Source organism: Streptomyces albiaxialis (assembly GCF_039530985.1).
Lineage (GTDB): Bacteria > Actinomycetota > Actinomycetes > Streptomycetales > Streptomycetaceae > Streptomyces > Streptomyces albiaxialis.
This window is the reverse complement of record NZ_BAAAPE010000014.1, coordinates 108,554-125,388: the sequence shown is the minus strand read 5'-3', so window position 1 is coordinate 125,388 and position 16,835 is coordinate 108,554. Positions and strand designations below refer to the sequence as shown.

The following is a 16,835-nucleotide window of genomic DNA, read 5'->3' as shown; positions in this document are numbered from 1 at the left end:
CACCCCCTGGTCTCTCCCCACCCCCTGGTCCCTCCCCGCCCCCCGGGGCTCACCCCCGGTCCGGGCAGAGGCGGCGAGGCTGGTCCTCGCCCTTGAGTTCGGCGTCCACGCAGCCGGCGGGCAGTGAACCGTAGGGGGTGCTGCCGAAGTTGGCCGTGACGCGGAGGGTGCCGTCGCCGAAGACCGAGCGCTGCACCCGGTGGTCCCGGGTCAGATGGCGGAAGCCCGTCATCCGTTCGGTGCCCGCGGCCTTGTGGAGCGGCGCGAAGTACCGCTGGAGGGCGGCCATCTCCTTCCCCGCCGAGTCCAGGTTCTTGTCGCCGAGCGCGAAATTGAGCGGAGTGTTGTAGAGGACGGACATCAGCGCGCGGTCCGTCTTCTGCTCCGGCAGCTTGCCGTAGGGCATCTCCCAGCGGTCCGTGCTGATCAGGGAGTCGTGCAGCGCGGTCTGATAGAGCGGCACGCGGTACGCCGGGTCGTACAGCGCCTCGGCGAGCGCCGCGGGCAGCCGTACGGGCTTGAAGAAGTGACCCGGCGCGGAAGCGGGGTAGTAGGCGCCCCACGTCTTCTTGTCGTTCTGGAGCTTCCACAGGGCGTCGTTCACCGGCGTCTGCGAGCCGTGGTTGAAGGCGAGGACGGGCGCGGCCCAGGAGACCGCGGACTCCGAGCCGAGGACCAGCCGGTCCCGGCCGGCCAGCACCCGCATCCGGTCCATCCGGTTGGCCCGGTCCTGCTTCTTCGTCATCGGGTGGGACGGGGTGAAGTCGCTGAAGAGTTCACCGGCCGCGTCGACGTCGACGAAGACGCTGTTGACGCCGTTGGCGGTCATCTTCTCCGTGTGCGTGGCCAGATAGTGCTTGCCCGGCTCCGACTTCGCGAAGGCCTGCGAGCTGAGGTAGCAGCCCCGGCCGCCGAAACCGGTCTTGATCTTCCCCGCGCGGTTCCGGACGCAGTAGTCCGGATAGACGGTGCCGGGCCACTTGGCGACGGGGGTGTCGGCGGAGGCGGGGTCCTGGCCGTTGTCGTAGGAGTCGTACGGGCCGACCACGTACCCCTGCTTCTTCGCCGTGGCCACGGCGCGCTCGCTCATGGGCCTGCCGTCCGCGTCGTAGCCGAGCCAGAGTCGGGTGCTGCCCTGCCGCCTGAGCTTCCGTACGGCCTTCTCGTTCCGCGCCCCGCCCCACAGGTAGGCGTGTTCGGCGCCGAGGAGTTTCCGGATCTCCGGGTTCCGGGCGATCTTCTCCTTCAGGGTGCGGACCTGCCCGTGCTCGTCGAGCCAGCGCCGGTAGTCCTCGGCCGGTGCGACGGGCGAGCCGGACGTCAGCGCGAAGGTCACGGTGTACGCACGGGTCTTCTCACGGCCGGAGAAGTCGTGCGTGGCCGTGGCGTGCAGCTTCCCTCCCGTGGACGCGAAGCCGAGCGAGGTGCCGATGTTCTCGGGCACCAGGTAGCTGACGCCGTGTCCGCCGGAGGCGTAGCCCCACAGCGGCAGGGTGAGCGCGCCGCCGCCCGCGAGGTCGGCCTCGGAGCCCGCGAGTCCGGCCTTCTTCCCGTTCCAGAAGGCGTCCGCGACGGGTACGGACAGGCCCTCGCCGCGCGGTATCTGGAGCGACGCCTTCCGCGAGGTGCCCGCGCCCTTGCCGGTGACCGGCCACGCGAGGGTGCGGTCGGCGTCCGCGCGTACGGTCATCCGCAGCCGCCCCTTCTCGCTCGCGGCGCTCACGCGCAGCCCGGCCGACGGGTACGACCACGACGCGGTGGAGCCCTCGACGGTGACGGTGCCGGGCGCGCCCAGCTCGTCGGCCGCCGCGTCCGAGACGGGGAGCGTGCGCCCGTCGCCCGTACGCCCCGTGACGCGCAGCGTGGACGTGTCGACGCGGGCGGTGCCGCCGCGTACGGAGAAGTCGACCGTGCGGCCATGGGCGCGCGGCGCCGGAGAGGGGGAAGGGGAGTCCGGTGAGGCGAGGGACGCGTAGCCCGCCGTGGCCGTCGTGGCGGCGAGGACGGCTCCGGCCGCGATCCCGAGCGTCAGATTCCGGTTCCGCTTCCCGGCGCGATGCCGCCTCCCGTTGCCGCGCCGCGAGGGCCGAGGTGTCTCAGAACGATCCATGGGCGCCACAATGGCCAGCGCTTATAAGGGAGTTCTAAGAGCGAGCGGGACTCAGGAGCGCCGGCCCACGTCGATCGCGTCCGGCTCGCCCCGTACGGCCCGTGCGCACAGCGCCAGCTCCGCCGGGCGCGCGGCGGGCAGCGCGGCCGTGAGGTGGCCGTCGGCGCGGACCACGAGGACCGTGTGCGCCGCCGCGCCCGGGTAGCTCTCCGCGACCAGCAGCGTGGCCCGCAGCGGCAGTCCGTCGACGGCGGCGGCGAGTTCGGGCATCATCCCCGCCGACAGCCAGTGGCGGCTGTCCCACACTCCCGTCCCCGGCGCTATCAGCACCACCAGCAGCTCGCCCCCCGCCCCGCACAACCAGTCGCGCAGTCGTCCCCGCGTCCCGTCCGTCGCGGTCACCGGCACGTCGCGCACCGGGGCGCCGGGGGCGGTGCCCACGGGGACGGTCGAGACGGTTCCGCGCCGGGGCCGCAGGGGCGTACGGGCGTACGCGGCGGGCGCGCCCAGCAGTCCGCGCCCCAAGTGGCCGTCGGTGAGGAGCCCGAGGTGTGCCCGCGCGCCCCCTCCGGGCAGCAGTGCGCGCAGCCCGCCGCCGCGCCGGACGAGCGGCAGCGCCTGGTCGACGGCGCGCAGCCGGGAGCCCACGGCAGCGCGCCGCTCCGCCTCGTAGCTGTCGAGCAGGGCGCCCGCCGCGGCGGCGTGGCCGTGGTGCCAGGCGAGGGCGAGCTTCCAGGCCAGGTTGGCCGCGTCGCGCAGCCCCTCGTCGACGGACTGGATGCCGAGCGCGCCCTGGAGGTGCGCGGCGTCGCCCGCCAGGAACGTGCGGTCGACCCGCCAGTGGCGGGCGAGCCGCTGGTGCGCGGTGTGCACGCCGGTGTCGACCAGTTCGTACGGGCCCGGGGTCCCGGCCCCGTTCCCGGAGGCGGCGCCGAACCAGAGGGACAGCGTGTCCTGGACGCGCTCCAGCATCTCCTCGGGGGTGACGAGGTCGCCGCGCGGCGGCAGCAGCCAGTCGAGCCGCCACACGCCCCCGGGCAGCGGCCGCGCGGTCACCTCGCCGGGCTCGCCGCCGGGGTCGCGGTGCAGCAGGGCCTCGTCCTCCCAGGGGAGCTGGACGCGGAGCGCGGCGACGGCGTGCCGCTCTACCGCGGTGTGGCCCGGGAAGCGCACCCCGAGCAGTTTCCGTACGGTCGAGCGGGCGCCGTCGCAGCCGACGGCGTAGCTCCCGCGCCACCAGGTGCCGCTGTCGCCCCGGGTGTGGGCGGTGACGCCGTCGGCGTCCTGCTCCAGCACGTCGACATGGCTGTGCGGGACGACGCGGGCGAGCTTCTCGCCCTCCAGGGCCGTACGCAGGGCCCGTTCCAGCAGGTGCTGCTCGACGTGGAGGGGCGCGGTCTCGGCGTCGAGATCGACACGCTCCACGAGCTGACGGCGCCGCTCCGCGCGCCAGGAGTGCCAGCGCAGCCCGGTGAGCCGCGGCAGGCAGGCGGCGGTGTCGGGGCGCAGGACGCAGGTGCGTGCGGCCCTGCGGGTCGTTCCGCCGTCCGTGGCGTCCAGGACGACGGAGGGGACGGAGTGACGGGCGAGATGGAGCGAGAGTGCGAGTCCGGTCGGTCCGGCGCCGACGACGATCACCGGGTCCACAGTGGAGAGACCTCACAGCCCTGGTGGTGCTGACGGGGGCCGGGGTTCGCGGTTCCTGGTGGAGCCTGGTGCACGATCACGATCGTATGCAACCCACTGCCTGTGCGGGCGTCAAGTGACGGAGGCGGCGGCCCCCTTGGGGACCGCCGCCTCGGCGGGAGCGGGTGTCACCCGCGTGTCACAGGTGGTCGGCGACCGCGGGAGCCTTCGCCTCGGCGGGCTTGATGCCCGTCTTCGCGCGCCGTCCGCGCTTCTCGATCCAGGTGGCCAGGGCCGAGAGGGCGAGGCAGAGCACGATGTAGATGGTGCCGATGACGATGACGGTGGGAACGTACGGGTAGTCGCCGTTCACCGTCGTGTTGGAGGCGATCAGACGCGCCGTCTGGAGCAGCTCCGGGTACAGGATGATGTAGCCCAGGGAGGTGTCCTTGAGGGTCACCACCAACTGGCTGATGATCGTCGGCATCATCGCCCGTACGGCCTGCGGCATCAGGATGGTCATCATGACCTGCGTCTTGCGCATGCCGATGGCGTACGCCGCCTCGCGCTGACCCTTGGGCACCGAGTTGATGCCCGCGCGCAGCACCTCGGCCTGGACGCACGAGTTGTAGATGCCGAGGCCGAGCACCAGCGCCCACATCGGCTTGATGGTGACGGTGAACGGCAGCAGCGAGTCCAGGATGCCGACCCACAGCGCGAAGATGGTGATGAGCAGCGGGATCGAGCGGAACAGCTCGACGAAGGCCGTGGCGACCCACCGGACCGGCCGGTGCTCGGAGAGCCGTCCCACGCACAGGACGACGGCGAGCACGAGCGACAGCACGGCGGCCATCGCGAACACCTTCAGGGTGGCGAGCAGTCCGTCGAGGATGTTCTCGCGGATGCCCGAGTAGTTGAAGATGTCCCACTTGGCGCCCTCGAACTCGCCCTTGTCGTACAGCCGGTACACGATCAGTGCGACCAGGCCGATGACCAGGATGGAGCCGATGACGGAGTAGACGATGTTGCGTGCCCGGGCCTTGGGGCCCGGAGCGTCGTAGAGCACGCTCGCGCTCATCGGGCGACCTCCATACGGCGCTCCAGCAGCCGGAAGAGGCCGCTGATGGCGAAGGTGATGATCAGGTACCCGATCGTGATCCAGATGAAGATCACGAGGATGTCGTAGCCCTCGTTGCTCAGCGTCTTCTGGATGTTGAACAGGTCGACGTTGTTGAACGCGCCCGCGATGGCCGAGTTCTTCGTCAGGGCGATCAGGAAGCTGCTCAGCGGCGGCAGCGCGGTCCTGGTCGCCTGGGGGAGCACGATCATCCGCAGGGTCTGGGTGAACGTCATGCCGATGCTGCGCGCGGCCTCGGCCTGCCCCAGCGGCACCGTGTTGATGCCGGAGCGGATGGCCTCGGAGATGTACGAGGAGGTGTACATCCCGAGCGCGACGACCGCGAGCAGGAAGGAGTCGATCCCCGGGAAGAGGACCTGCGGCACCACGAAGAACGCGACCAGGAAGAGCAGGGTCAGCGGGGTGTTGCGCAGCAGCGTGACATAGACCGTGCCGAACAGCCGCAGGGGCGGCACCGGTGAGACGCGGAATCCGGCGATGAGCAGGCCCAGCACGAGGGCGAGCAGTGCGCTGGTGGCTGTCAGCGACAGGGTTCCGACGAACCCTTCGCGGAACAGATCGAGATTGTCGAGCAGTACGTCCATAGAGTGTCTCGTCTCCGCGGGCCGGAGTCCGGCGGCGTTTCGGACAGGGGTGTGAGCCCTGCCCGTACGGACGGTGCGGTCACGCCCGTACGAGCAGGGGTTCAGGGGGGTGGCGAGAAGGGGCGGGAGGCGCCCGGAAGGGGCCTCCCGCTAGGTCACTTCTCCTCGATGGCCGGCGGCTCCTGGAACTTCGAGCCCGACTTGCCGAGAGTGGCGTCGTACGCCTTCTTGTAGTCGCCGTTCTCCTGGTGCGCCTTCAGGGCGTCCGCGACGGCCTTCTGCAGGGCGTTGTCGCCCTTCTTCATGCCGACGCCGTAAGGCTCGTCGGTGAACGGCTTGCCGACGACCTTGAGCTTCTTCGGGTTGTCGGCCGCGTAGCCCTTGAGGATCGCGTCGTCGGTGGTGACCGCGTCGACCTGGCCGTCGACGAGCTGCTTGACGCAGTCCGAGTACTTGGCCAGCTCGGTGATCTTGCCGCCGTACTTCGGCTTCTTGATCTCCTGGAGCGGGGTGGAGCCGACGATCGAGCAGACCTTCTTGCCCTTGACCGTCTCCGGACCGGTGATCTTCTTCTCGTCCTTGCGGACGAGCAGCGCGGCGCCCGCGTGGTAGTACGGACCGGCGAAGTCGATCTGCTTCTTGCGCTCCGGGTTGATCGTGTACGTACCGATCATCAGGTCCACGTCACCCTTGCGGACCGCCTGCTCACGGGCGCCGGAGTCGACCGTCTCGAACTTGATGTCCTTCGCGTCGAACCCGAGGTCCGCGGCGATCATCTTGGCGATCTCGATGTCGAAGCCCGAGTACTTCTTGGTCGACTGGTCCTGGAAGCCGAGGTAGGGCTGGTCGGCCTTGGCGCCGATGATCAGCTTGCCGCGCTTCTTGGCCTTCTCGATGACCGGGGAGTCGACCTTGGCGTCCTTGGCGACCTTGTAGGTCGGCAGGGCCTTCTCGTCGGTCTTGCCGCCCTGCTTGTCCCCGGCGGAGCCTTCCTTGCCGCCGCAGGCCGCGGTCGCGGCGAGAGCCAGGATCACGGCCGCGGAGGCGGCGGTCTTCTGGAGCTTCATAGTGAGTATCCCTTGCTCGAACAGTCGTTGGCGAGACGCGCCGTGGTGGTGCTCTGCGATGCCTAGTGGTGCAGGATCTTCGAGAGGAAGTCCTTGGCGCGGTCGCTGCGCGGGTTGCTGAAGAACTGGTCCGGAGTGGCTTCCTCCACGATCCGGCCGTCGGCCATGAACACGACCCTGTTCGCGGCGGACCGGGCGAAGCCCATCTCGTGTGTGACGACGACCATCGTCATGCCGTCCCGCGCCAACTGCTGCATGACTTCCAGGACTTCGTTGATCATCTCGGGGTCGAGGGCCGAGGTGGGCTCGTCGAAGAGCATCACCTTCGGGTCCATCGCCAGCGCCCGGGCGATGGCGACCCGCTGCTGCTGCCCGCCGGAGAGCTGCGCCGGGTACTTGTCCGCCTGGTTGCCCACGCCGACCCTGTCGAGCAGGGTGCGGGCCTTCTCCTCGGCGGCCTGCTTGTCCGTCCTGCGGACCTTGACCTGGCCGAGCGTCACGTTCTCCAGCACCGTCTTGTGCGCGAAGAGGTTGAAGGACTGGAAGACCATGCCGACGTCGGCACGCAGCTTCGCCAGTTCCTTGCCCTCCTGCGGCAGCGGCTTGCCGTCGACGGAGATGTGGCCCGAGTCGATCGTCTCCAGGCGGTTGATCGTGCGGCACAGCGTGGACTTGCCGGAGCCCGAGGGGCCGATGACGACGACGACCTCGCCTCGCGCGATGGACAGGTCGATGTCCTGAAGGACATGCAGCGCACCGAAGTGCTTGTTGACGTTGTCCAGTGAAACCAGCTTGTCGGTCCCCGGCCGGGGGCCCTCCGCGTCCTTGGTCACCGATACTTCGCTCATCGGCGTACAGCTCCGTCCTCGTCGGTTGCGAGGACCCTAGTGAGCCGCTGCCATCAGCGTCATTACATCTGAGCGGAAATTGAGCATAACGATCTGGCCGCAACCGGGCACACTGGGTAAAGGGGACGCCACCCTCGGGAATGGCATCCCCCGGGGCTCGGGAAGGCCCTCCACCGGCTGCTCACGGGGCCGCGGCCGCACCGGCCGTACCGGCTGTATAACGGATGCTCTCGTGCGCCCGGAAGCCCCTTGACTCACCCGGGCTTATCGGGGTGGATGCGGGAGGTTTCTGTACGGCGCGCGCGCCAGGGCGCACGAGGACACGCACCGGCGCGCGTGACAACGGCACACGGGAAAGGAGGGCGGGGACATGAGGCTGCTCCTCGTCGAGGACGACGATCACGTCGCCACCGCGCTCTCCGCCGTGCTGACCCGTCACGGCTTCGAGGCGGTGCACGTCCGCAGCGGCGCGGAGGCCCTGCGCGAGCTGCTCCCGGGCGAGCCCGGCTCCGGCGCGCCCGGCTTCGACGTCGTCCTGCTCGACCTGGGCCTGCCCGACCAGGACGGCTTCGAGGTCTGCGGCCGTATCCGCAGGACCTCGTCCACCCCCGTGATCATGGTGACGGCCCGCGCCGACGTCCGCTCCCGGATACACGGCCTGAACCTCGGCGCCGACGACTACGTGGTCAAGCCGTACGACATGGGGGAGCTGCTCGCCCGTATCCACGCCGTCAGCCGCCGCAGGGCCCCCGAGGACGGCCCGGGACAGGGCCGGCCCGCCGGGGAGGCCGAGCGGGACGGCGGGGCCGCCGACGGGACGCTCACGCTCGGCGCCGTGACCATCGAGCTGCCCACCCGGCAGGTCCGCGTGGACGGTACGGAGGTGCCGCTCACCCGTAAGGAGTTCGACCTGCTGGCGCTGCTCGCGCAGCGTCCCGGCGTCGTCTTCCGGCGGGAGCAGATCATCAGCGAGGTGTGGCGCACGAGCTGGGAGGGGACCGGGCGCACGCTGGAGGTGCACGTCGCCTCCCTGCGCTCCAAGCTGCGGCGCCCCACGCTCATCGAGACCGTCCGCGGCGTGGGCTATCGCATGTCCGCGCAGGGCGCCTGAGCGCCCGCGGGCCGACAGGACGGACGACCGTGCGTTCCCGCCTCCTCCCGCTGCTCCTCATCCTGCTCGCGGGCGTCCTGCTCGCCCTCGGCTTCCCCCTGGCCGTCAGCCAGGCCGCCGCCGAGCAGCAGCGCGTCGTGGTGGACCGCATCGACGACACCGCCCGCTTCGCCTCGCTCGCCCAGTTCGTGACCGCGCCCAGCGAGCCGGGGGAGCGCCGGGCCACCCTGCAGAGCGAGCTGGAGCGGTACCACGACCTCTACGGCATCCGCGCCGGGGTCTTCTACCGCGACGGCCGGGCCATGGCGGCGGCCCCCGGCCGCTGGCGGGTCCCCGGGAAGGACGAGGGGGACGGGGAAGGGGCACGTGCCTTCGCCGAGGCGCTCGCCGGGCGGCGCAGCCATGACCCGCCCCAGGTGTGGCCCTGGCAGGAGGGGCGCATCGCCGTCGCCTCGCCCGTCATCCGGGACGGCGACGTCGCCGCCGTCGTCCTCACCGACTCGCCCACCGGACAGATGCGCTCCCGCATCCTCAAGGGCTGGCTCGCCATCGCCGCGGGCGAGGCGGCGGCGATGCTCCTCGCCGTCGGCGCCGCGCTCCGGCTGACCGGCTGGGTGCTGCGGCCCGTCCGTACGCTCGACCGGGCCACTCACGAGATCGCGACAGGACAGTTCGCCTCCCGGGTGGCCGCCTCCGGTGGGCCGCCCGAGCTGCGCAGCCTGGCGCGGCACTTCAATGAGATGGCCGACCACGTCGAGGGCGCCCTCGAACAGCAGCGTGCCTTCGTCGCCGACGCCTCCCACCAGTTGCGCAACCCCCTCTCCGCGCTGCTGCTCCGTATCGAGGTGCTCGGCCTGGAACTGCCGGAAGGGAACGAGGAAATGGCGTCCGTACGGGCGGAGGGCAAGCGCCTGGCCCGCGTGCTGGACGACCTGCTGGACCTCGCCCTGGCCGAGCACGCCGACGCCGCGCATGTGACGCTCACCGACGTGGGGGCCCTGGCGGCGGAGAGAGTCGCCTCCTGGCTGCCCGTCGCGGAGCGGAAAGGCGTGGCCCTTCGTGCCGCCGGACAGACGGCGGCCACCGGATGGGCCGACCCTGTCGCGCTCTCCAGCGCCCTGGACGCGGTGGTCGACAACGCGCTCAAGTTCACGCCCGAAGGGGGCGAGGTGACCGTGACCGTCACGGCCGAGGGGGAGTGGGTGACGGTCGAGACGGCGGACGGCGGGGACGGGCTGACCCCGGAGGAGATGGAACGGGTCGGCGACCGCTTCTGGCGCAGCGGCCGCCACCAGAACATCTCCGGCTCGGGGCTCGGCCTGTCCATCACCCGCGCCCTGCTGGAGGCGGGCGGCGCGCGGCTCACCTTCGCCCAGGGAGAGCCGCGCGGCCTGCGCGTCCTCATCACCCTTCCGAGGAACGCCCCAGACGCAGTGTGAGGATCTGGAAGGGACGCAGCGTCACCCGTACGCTCCCGTCCTCCCGCCAGGTGTGGTGTCCGTCCGGCAGCGGCCGTTCCAGCAGGTCCGTCTCCGTCACGGACGTGACCGGGAAGCCCGGCGTGAGGACGGCCGTGCCGCGCCCTCCGTGCGACTCGTAGAGCCGCACCACCACGTCGCCGCTCCGGTCCTCCGCGAGCTTGACCGCCTCGGCCACCACCTGGTCGCTGTCGACCGTCACCAAGGGAGCGACGGAAGAAGCGCCGCCCCGTACCGTGCGCTCCGGGAGGTTGATCCGGTGCCCCTCCCGTACGGCGTCGCCGATTGAGGCGCCCGGGGCCAGCCCGTAGCGCATCCTGTGGACGCCCTGGTCGGTCTCCGGGTCGGGGTAACGGGGCGCCCGCAGCAGGGACAGCCGTACGGTCGTCGTCTGACCGCCGTCCTCACGGATGTCGCGGGTGACGTCGTGCCCGTAGGTCGAGTCGTTCACCAGGGCCGCGCCCCAGCCGGGCTCCTCGACCTGGAGCCAGCGGTGCGCGCAGATCTCGAACTTCGCCGTCTCCCACGAGGTGTTGGTGTGCGTCGGCCGGAAGACATGCCCGAACTGCGTCTCCGCCGCCGACCTGTCGGCCTTCACATCCAGCGGGAACGCCGCCTTCAGCAGCCGTTCGCTCTCGTGCCAGTCGACCTCCGTGTCGACGAGGAGCACCTTGCTCCCCGCGCGCAGGGTCAGCGTCTGCACGACGGAGGACGCGCCGAAGGAACGGACGACCCGTACGGTCGCACTTTGTGCGTCCGCCTCCGCGAGGGTCAGCTCGTCCGCGTGCGTCAGGTCGGTGACGGTGTTGCGGTAGAAGGAGTCGATATCCCAGGCGTCCCAGTGGTTGGGGAAGTCCGGGTGGACCTGGAGGAGGTTGGCGGCGTGCCCCGGCGCTACAGCCTCCCGCTCCGCCTCCCTGTCGTACGCGGAGACGACCAGCCCCCGGCCGTCCACCTCGACGCGCAGCAGGCCGTTGTCGAGCGTCCAGCCACCGCGCGGCCGCTCCCCGGCGGTCACCGGGTCCCCCGTACGGTCCGGCGCGAGGACGGCCCCGCCCGCCGGGACGCCGTCACGGGCGTGCGGGGCACCGTTGAAGACGACCGCGCCCGTGCCCTCGCCCTCGCCCCGGCCCGCGAGCGCGTGCTGCGCGCCGTCGATGATCCGCTCCAGCCCGGTCCGCACCCGGGCGTACGTCTCGCGGGCCTCCCGGTGGACCCAGGCGATGGAGGAGCCCGGCAGGATGTCGTGGAACTGGTGCAGCAGCACGGTCTTCCAGAGCTGTTCCAGCGCCTCGTACGGATAGGCGTAACCGTCCGTGCGGACCGCCGCCGTGGCGGCCCACAGTTCGGCCTCGCGGAGCAGGGACTCGCTCTGCCGGTTGCCCTGCTTGGTCCTCGCCTGGGAGGTGTACGTGCCCCGGTGCAGCTCCAGATAGAGCTCACCGGTCCATACGGGCGCGTCCGGGTACTCCTCGTGGGCCTTCTCGAAGAAGGCGGAGGGCTTCTCCAGCGTCACCCTGGGCGAGCCGTCCAGATCGCGCAGCCGCGCGGCACGGGCCAGCATCTCCCGGGTCGAACCGCCGCCCCCGTCCCCGTAACCGAAGGGGACGAGGGAACGGGAAGCGGCGCCCTTCTCACGGAAGTTGCGGGCCGCGTGCGCCATCTCCCTCCCGCTCAGGCGCGAGTTGTAGGTGTCGACCGGCGGGAAATGCGTGAAGACCCGCGTCCCGTCGATTCCCTCCCACCAGAAGGTGTGATGCGGAAAGGGATTGGTCTGGCTCCAGGAGATCTTCTGTGTGAGGAACCATTTCGAGCCGGACAACTTCACGAGCTGCGGCATGGCCGCCGTATAGCCGAAGGAATCCGGCAGCCACACTTCCCGGGTCTCGATGCCGAATTCGTCCAGGAAGAACTTCTTCCCGTAGAGGAACTGCCGCGCCATGGCCTCGCCGCCGACCATGTTCGTGTCCGACTCGACCCACATGCCGCCCACCGGGACGAACTGGCCGTCCGCGACCTTCTTCTTCACCCGCGCGTAGACCTCGGGGCGGTGCTCCTTGATCCACGCGAGCTGCTGTGCCTGCGACATGGCGAACAGGAAGTCCGGATGGTCGTCCATCAGCGCCACCATGTTGGACGCGGTGCGCGCCACCTTCCTCACGGTCTCGCGCAGCGGCCACAGCCAGGCCGAGTCGATATGGGCGTGCCCCACCGCGCTCAGCCGGTGCGCCGAGGCGCGGGCGGGGGAGGAGAGGGCCGGCGCGAGCCGTTCACGGGCGCGTACGGCCGTCCCGGGCACGTCGTGGAGGTCCAGGGCGTCCAGCGTCCTCTCGACCGCTCTCAGCAGCTCCCAGCGCCTCGCGTCCTCCAGCGGCAGCTCCTCCATGAGCGAGCCCGCCACCTCCAGGTCCTGGACCAGCTCCCACACCTCGGCCTGGAAGACGGTGAGGTCCATACGGGCCAGCCGGTACAGGGGGCGGGAGGACGCGGTGAGGCGGTCGCCCTCGTACGTCGGGGTCTGCGGCACGTTGACGATCGGATTGGACGCCGCCTCCACGTACAGCTCGACGTGCTCCCCGCCGGTCGCCGGCCCGGCGATCCGCACCCAGGAATTGCGCGGGTGCAGCCCCTTCACGGCCTCGCCGTCCGGACGGTAGACCAGTCCCTCGCACTGGAAGCCCGGCATGTCGCGGTCGAAGCCCAGATCGAGCACCGCCTCCACCGTGCGGCCCGCCCAGTCGTGCGGCACCTGCCCGGTCACCCGGAACCAGGTCGTGCCCCAGGCGGGCCCCCACTCCTCACCGGCGGCCGAGGGGGCGTACGGGGCCGACAGCCCCTCCGCGACGGGCACGGGCTCGCCCGGCGCCTCCCAGCGCTCGACGGTCAGCGGCCGCGCGGAGGTGTGGACGCACGGCTTCACGCGCTCCTCCAGGACGCGGCGCAGCCGGTCTTCGACAATGCGGCGGTCGTCATGCATGGGAACGCTCCTTGGCGGCACTGGCCCGCGGGCGGTCGGGTCGGGGCGTACGGAGGGGCATACGAACAGGCATACAGAAGGGGATTACCACCCGCGGCGCGGCGGAACCCCTCGAACTCCTCGAACCCTTCGCCCTACGGCTTCTCCTCGCGGTAGTAGCGCCGTGCGCCCTCGTGGAGCGCGACCGGGTCCGTGTAGATCGCGGTGCGCAGGTCGACCTTCTGGGCCGCGTGGACCTTCCGTCCGATCTGGTCGCGGCTCCCCAGCACGGAGCGCGTGATGCTCTCCGTCAGCCCCGGGTCGGCACGGTCCGTGGTCAGCAGCAGATTGGCCACCGCCACCGTCTTCACCGACTTCCCGCGCTGCACGGACGGATACGCGTCGGGAGCCATCACCGCCGCCCGGTAGTAGCGGGTCTCGGGCTCCTGCTCGTGCAGCCGCGGCACGAGGTCGCCGAGCTGCACGAGACGGATACGGGTGCGGCCCGCGAGCCGCTCGATCGCGCTCGTGGGCAGGCCGCCCGACCAGAAGAACGCGTCCAGCTTCCCGTCGTCCAGCAGGCCGGGCATCCGGTCGATCCCGCTGCGCACCTGCTCGACGTCGTCCCGCGGATCGAGCCCGGCCGCCTTCAGCAGCCGCCCCGCGATCAGCGAGACCCCCGAACGCTCCTCGCCGACGCCGACCTTCAGCCCTTTCAGGTCCTTCGCGCTGCGGACGGGGGAGTCCGCCGGGACCACCAGGTGCATGTAGTCGTCGTACAGCCGTGCGCACGCCCTGATGCGCCGGGCGTCCTTCCCGCCGCCGTTCCGGTAGGCCGCGACCGCGTCGGCCGCCGCGATGGTGAAGTCCGCCTCCCCCGAGGCGACCCGCTCGACGTTGTCGACCGACCCCTGGCTGTGCCGGAGCCGGAGATCCACGTCCGGCATGTCCCGGTCCAGCCGCTCCTTGAGGAGCTTGCCGTACCGCTCGTACACCCCCGTACGTACGCCCGTGCCGAAGGTGACCTTTCCGCTGGGCGACGGCCCGGAGGCCGGGACGAGCCACCAGGCGAGCAGCCCGCACACGACGGCCGCGGCGCCCGCTGCCCACAGCAGACGCCCCGTCCGGGTACCGGGAAGACGCAGGCCGACCATGGGCGGGATCCTGCCAGTACGGAGCCGGGGAAGGGAGAGGCGGGGGCCCGTGGTGAGCGCGTACCCTGGTCGACTGAGATGACTGCGAAGACATACGAGCTGCGTACGTTCGGCTGCCAGATGAATGTCCACGACTCCGAGCGGATGGCGGGTCTGCTGGAGGACGCCGGTTACGTGCGCGCGCCCAAGGACGCCGACACCGCGGATGTCGTCGTGTTCAACACCTGCGCGGTGCGGGAGAACGCGGACAACCGCCTCTACGGGAACCTCGGCCAGCTCGCCCCCAAGAAGGCGGCCCGGCCCGGGATGCAGATCGCGGTCGGCGGCTGCCTGGCGCAGAAGGACCGCGACACCATCGTGAAGAAGGCCCCCTGGGTCGATGTGGTCTTCGGCACCCACAACGTCGGCAAGCTGCCGGTGCTGCTGGAGCGCGCCCGCGTCCAGGAGGAGGCGCAGGTCGAGATCGCCGAGTCCCTGGAGGCGTTCCCCTCGACGCTGCCCACCCGCCGCGAGAGCGCCTACGCGGCCTGGGTCTCCGTCTCCGTCGGGTGCAACAACACGTGCACGTTCTGCATCGTCCCCCAGCTCCGCGGCAAGGAGAAGGACCGCCGTCCCGGCGACATCCTCGCCGAGGTCGAGGCGCTCGTCGCCGAGGGCGTCAGCGAGATCACCCTGCTCGGCCAGAACGTCAACGCGTACGGGTCGGACATCGGCGACCGCGAGGCGTTCAGCAAGCTCCTGCGGGCCTGCGGCCGTATCGAGGGCCTGGAGCGCGTCCGCTTCACCTCGCCGCACCCGCGCGACTTCACGGACGACGTCATCGCCGCCATGGCCGAGACGCCGAACGTCATGCCGCAGCTCCACATGCCGCTCCAGTCGGGCTCCTCGCGCGTGCTGAAGGCCATGCGCCGCTCGTACCGCCAGGAGCGCTTCCTGAGCATCATCGAGAAGGTCCGCGCGACCATGCCCGAGGCGGCGATCTCCACCGACATCATCGTCGGCTTCCCCGGCGAGACCGAGGAGGACTTCCAGGAGACCCTGCACGTCGTGCGCGAGGCCCGCTTCGCGCAGGCGTTCACCTTCCAGTACAGCAAGCGGCCCGGGACACCGGCCGCCGAGATGGACGGGCAGATCCCCAAGGAGGTCGTCCAGGAGCGCTACGAGCGCCTGGTCGCCCTCCAGGAGGAGATCTCCTGGGAGGAGAACAAGAAGCAGGTCGGCCGCACCCTGGAGCTGATGGTCGCCGAGGGCGAGGGCCGTAAGGACGACGCGACGCGACGCCTGTCCGGCCGTGCGCCCGACAACCGCCTGGTGCACTTCACCCGCCCCGAGGAGCCGGTGCGTCCCGGGGACATGGTCACTGTGGAGATCACCTACGCGGCGCCGCACCACCTGCTCGCCGAGGGCCCGGCGTCCTCCGTGCGCCGCACCCCCGCAGGCGACGCCTGGGAGCGGCGCACGGCGGCTCCCGAGGAGGCGCCGAACGGGCAGGGCGTCATGCTCGGCCTGCCCTCCGTCGGCGCGCCCCCGCCGCTGCCCGCGGCCCAGGGCGGCTGCGAGGTGCGCTGAGCCGTGCCGCGCTGGGGAGTGATCGTCGTCGAGGACGGCGGCCAGGGCTGGTCGACCGCCAACGTGCTCGCCGAGTACGAGGCGGCCACGCGGGCCGAGGCCGAGGAGCTGGCGAAGCCGTACATCCGCGCCTACACCCCGCGCCATCCGATGACGCCCAAGCGCAACCGGCTGTACCGCACGGCGGACGGCTGGCTGCTGCTGGGCGAGGGCTCGTTCCAGAAGCAGTACCCGTACCACTTCCGGGTCTGCGAGCTGGAGTGGGACTCGGCGGACGTGCCCGTGGAGGACCGCCGCCGCTGACGCGCGGCGCCTCCCTCGCCGCTCGCACGGGAGGGTGAGTCACGGCCGGGGCAGTATGGGCAGAAGGGGCGAGTCCCCTTAAGCTGCGCGCCATGCTTGTCGCCGCAGCCGTATGCCCCTGCCCGCCGCTTCTCGTGCCCGAGGTCGCCAGCGGGGCCGCCCCCGAGATGGACGACGCGCGCGCCGCCTGCTACGACGCCGTGGGCGTCCTGGCGGCCGCCCGACCGGACCGGCTGTACGTCCTCGGCCCCGCCGAGCAGTCCGGCCGGGGCCCGCACCCGCAGGGCTCCCGCGGCTCCTTCCGGGGCTTCGGGGTCGACCTGGAGGTCAGCCTCGGCAAGGGCGACCCCGCCCGCCGGGAGCTGCCGCCGTCCCTCGCCGTCGGCGCCTGGCTGCTGGAACGCACGGACTGGACGGGCGCCCCCGTGGAGGGGCTCGGCGTCGGGGAGCCGCTCGCCCGCGAGCGCTGCGCCTCCGTCGGCAAGGAGCTGGCGAGCAGCGCCGACAGGGTGGCCCTGCTGGTGATGGGTGACGGCAGCAATTGCCGCACCCTCAAGGCCCCGGGCTACTTCGACGACCGTGCCGCCGCCTTCGACGCCGAGGCGGCCCGCGCCCTCGGCTCCGCCGACATCCCCGCCGTCTTCGCCCTGGACGCCGAGCTGGCCTACGAGCTGAACGTCGCGGGCCGCTCCTCCTGGCAGACCCTCGCGGGCGCGGCAGAAGACGCGGGACTGGCCGGACGGCTGCTCTACGACGACGCCCCGTACGGCGTCGGCTACCTGGTGGCGAGCTGGTCGTAGGGCCTGTGCCGCGGGGTCCGTCCCCGTGTCCCGGTCCCCGCGCCCCGGTCCCTGAACGCGCGTGTGGGGGTGTGCGAGCGTACGGACGCTC

At 71.4% G+C, this 16,835-nt stretch carries 13 protein-coding genes; 5 read left to right on the top strand and 8 right to left on the bottom strand.

Annotated features, from left to right (window positions below; all coding sequences use genetic code 11):
• Positions 1-49: 49 nt before the first annotated feature.
• From ABD343_RS29110 to ABD343_RS29085, 6 genes are all read right to left on the bottom strand, one after another.
• The gene (locus ABD343_RS29110; RefSeq protein ID WP_344532373.1) at positions 50-2,110 is read right to left on the bottom strand and encodes a glycoside hydrolase; all 2,061 of its coding nucleotides are present in this window, start codon (positions 2,108-2,110) and stop codon (positions 50-52) included.
• A 51-nt stretch (positions 2,111-2,161) separates the two neighbouring features.
• Positions 2,162-3,757, bottom strand: a complete 1,596-nt coding sequence (locus ABD343_RS29105; RefSeq protein WP_344532372.1) for an FAD-dependent monooxygenase — start codon at positions 3,755-3,757, stop codon at positions 2,162-2,164.
• 178 nt (positions 3,758-3,935) lie between these two features.
• Positions 3,936-4,814 (bottom strand): amino acid ABC transporter permease, encoded by an 879-nt coding sequence (locus ABD343_RS29100; RefSeq protein WP_344532371.1) that lies wholly within the window; start codon positions 4,812-4,814, stop codon positions 3,936-3,938.
• The gene (locus tag ABD343_RS29095) at positions 4,811-5,458 is read right to left on the bottom strand and encodes an amino acid ABC transporter permease (RefSeq protein ID WP_344532370.1); all 648 of its coding nucleotides are present in this window, start codon (positions 5,456-5,458) and stop codon (positions 4,811-4,813) included. The genes ABD343_RS29100 and ABD343_RS29095 overlap by 4 nt, the downstream gene beginning before the upstream one ends.
• Before the next feature lie 155 nt (positions 5,459-5,613).
• Positions 5,614-6,525 carry a glutamate ABC transporter substrate-binding protein gene (locus ABD343_RS29090; RefSeq protein WP_344532369.1) on the bottom strand — a complete coding sequence of 304 codons (912 nt, stop codon included), beginning with the start codon at positions 6,523-6,525 and terminating at the stop codon, positions 5,614-5,616.
• A 62-nt stretch (positions 6,526-6,587) separates the two neighbouring features.
• Positions 6,588-7,373: an amino acid ABC transporter ATP-binding protein gene (locus tag ABD343_RS29085; RefSeq protein ID WP_344532368.1), complete on the bottom strand. Its 786-nt coding sequence runs from the start codon at positions 7,371-7,373 to the stop codon at positions 6,588-6,590.
• A gap of 370 nt (positions 7,374-7,743) precedes the next feature.
• Here ABD343_RS29085 and ABD343_RS29080 point away from each other — a divergent pair, with 370 nt between their 5' ends.
• Positions 7,744-8,484, top strand: coding sequence for a response regulator transcription factor (locus ABD343_RS29080; protein ID WP_344532367.1), 741 nt, complete (start codon positions 7,744-7,746; stop codon positions 8,482-8,484).
• 29 nt (positions 8,485-8,513) lie between these two features.
• Positions 8,514-9,923 (top strand): sensor histidine kinase, encoded by a 1,410-nt coding sequence (locus ABD343_RS29075; protein WP_344532366.1) that lies wholly within the window; start codon positions 8,514-8,516, stop codon positions 9,921-9,923.
• On the opposite strand, the gene ABD343_RS29070 is transcribed toward ABD343_RS29075, so the two are convergent.
• Both ABD343_RS29070 and ABD343_RS29065 read right to left on the bottom strand, forming a co-directional pair.
• Positions 9,889-12,939: an alpha-mannosidase gene (locus ABD343_RS29070; RefSeq protein WP_344532365.1), complete on the bottom strand. Its 3,051-nt coding sequence runs from the start codon at positions 12,937-12,939 to the stop codon at positions 9,889-9,891. The genes ABD343_RS29075 and ABD343_RS29070 overlap by 35 nt on opposite strands.
• 134 nt (positions 12,940-13,073) lie before the next feature.
• Complete coding sequence (locus ABD343_RS29065) at positions 13,074-14,072, bottom strand: TAXI family TRAP transporter solute-binding subunit (RefSeq protein ID WP_344532364.1); 999 nt, start codon at positions 14,070-14,072, stop codon at positions 13,074-13,076.
• A 78-nt stretch (positions 14,073-14,150) separates the two neighbouring features.
• Here ABD343_RS29065 and miaB point away from each other — a divergent pair, with 78 nt between their 5' ends.
• The 3 genes from miaB (at position 14,151) to ABD343_RS29050 (ending at position 16,744) form a co-directional block, all read left to right on the top strand.
• Positions 14,151-15,641, top strand: coding sequence for a tRNA (N6-isopentenyl adenosine(37)-C2)-methylthiotransferase MiaB (gene miaB, locus ABD343_RS29060; RefSeq protein ID WP_344532363.1), 1,491 nt, complete (start codon positions 14,151-14,153; stop codon positions 15,639-15,641).
• Positions 15,642-15,644: 3 nt separating this feature from the next.
• Positions 15,645-15,944, top strand: a complete 300-nt coding sequence (locus ABD343_RS29055; protein WP_344532362.1) for a hypothetical protein — start codon at positions 15,645-15,647, stop codon at positions 15,942-15,944.
• 92 nt (positions 15,945-16,036) lie between these two features.
• Complete coding sequence (locus tag ABD343_RS29050) at positions 16,037-16,744, top strand: class III extradiol dioxygenase subunit B-like domain-containing protein (RefSeq protein ID WP_344532361.1); 708 nt, start codon at positions 16,037-16,039, stop codon at positions 16,742-16,744.
• The last annotated feature ends 91 nt before the right edge of the window (positions 16,745-16,835 follow it).

Coding starts and splice junctions, on each gene's coding strand:
- ABD343_RS29110 (WP_344532373.1), bottom strand. CDS start 2,110: ATGGATCGTTCTGAGACACCTCGGCCCTCGCGGCGCGGCAACGGGAGG.
- ABD343_RS29100 (WP_344532371.1), bottom strand. CDS start 4,814: ATGAGCGCGAGCGTGCTCTACGACGCTCCGGGCCCCAAGGCCCGGGCA.
- ABD343_RS29095 (WP_344532370.1), bottom strand. CDS start 5,458: ATGGACGTACTGCTCGACAATCTCGATCTGTTCCGCGAAGGGTTCGTC.
- ABD343_RS29090 (WP_344532369.1), bottom strand. CDS start 6,525: ATGAAGCTCCAGAAGACCGCCGCCTCCGCGGCCGTGATCCTGGCTCTC.
- ABD343_RS29085 (WP_344532368.1), bottom strand. CDS start 7,373: ATGAGCGAAGTATCGGTGACCAAGGACGCGGAGGGCCCCCGGCCGGGG.
- ABD343_RS29080 (WP_344532367.1), top strand. CDS start 7,744: ATGAGGCTGCTCCTCGTCGAGGACGACGATCACGTCGCCACCGCGCTC.
- ABD343_RS29070 (WP_344532365.1), bottom strand. CDS start 12,939: ATGCATGACGACCGCCGCATTGTCGAAGACCGGCTGCGCCGCGTCCTG.
- ABD343_RS29065 (WP_344532364.1), bottom strand. CDS start 14,072: ATGGTCGGCCTGCGTCTTCCCGGTACCCGGACGGGGCGTCTGCTGTGG.
- miaB (WP_344532363.1), top strand. CDS start 14,151: ATGACTGCGAAGACATACGAGCTGCGTACGTTCGGCTGCCAGATGAAT.
- ABD343_RS29050 (WP_344532361.1), top strand. CDS start 16,037: ATGCTTGTCGCCGCAGCCGTATGCCCCTGCCCGCCGCTTCTCGTGCCC.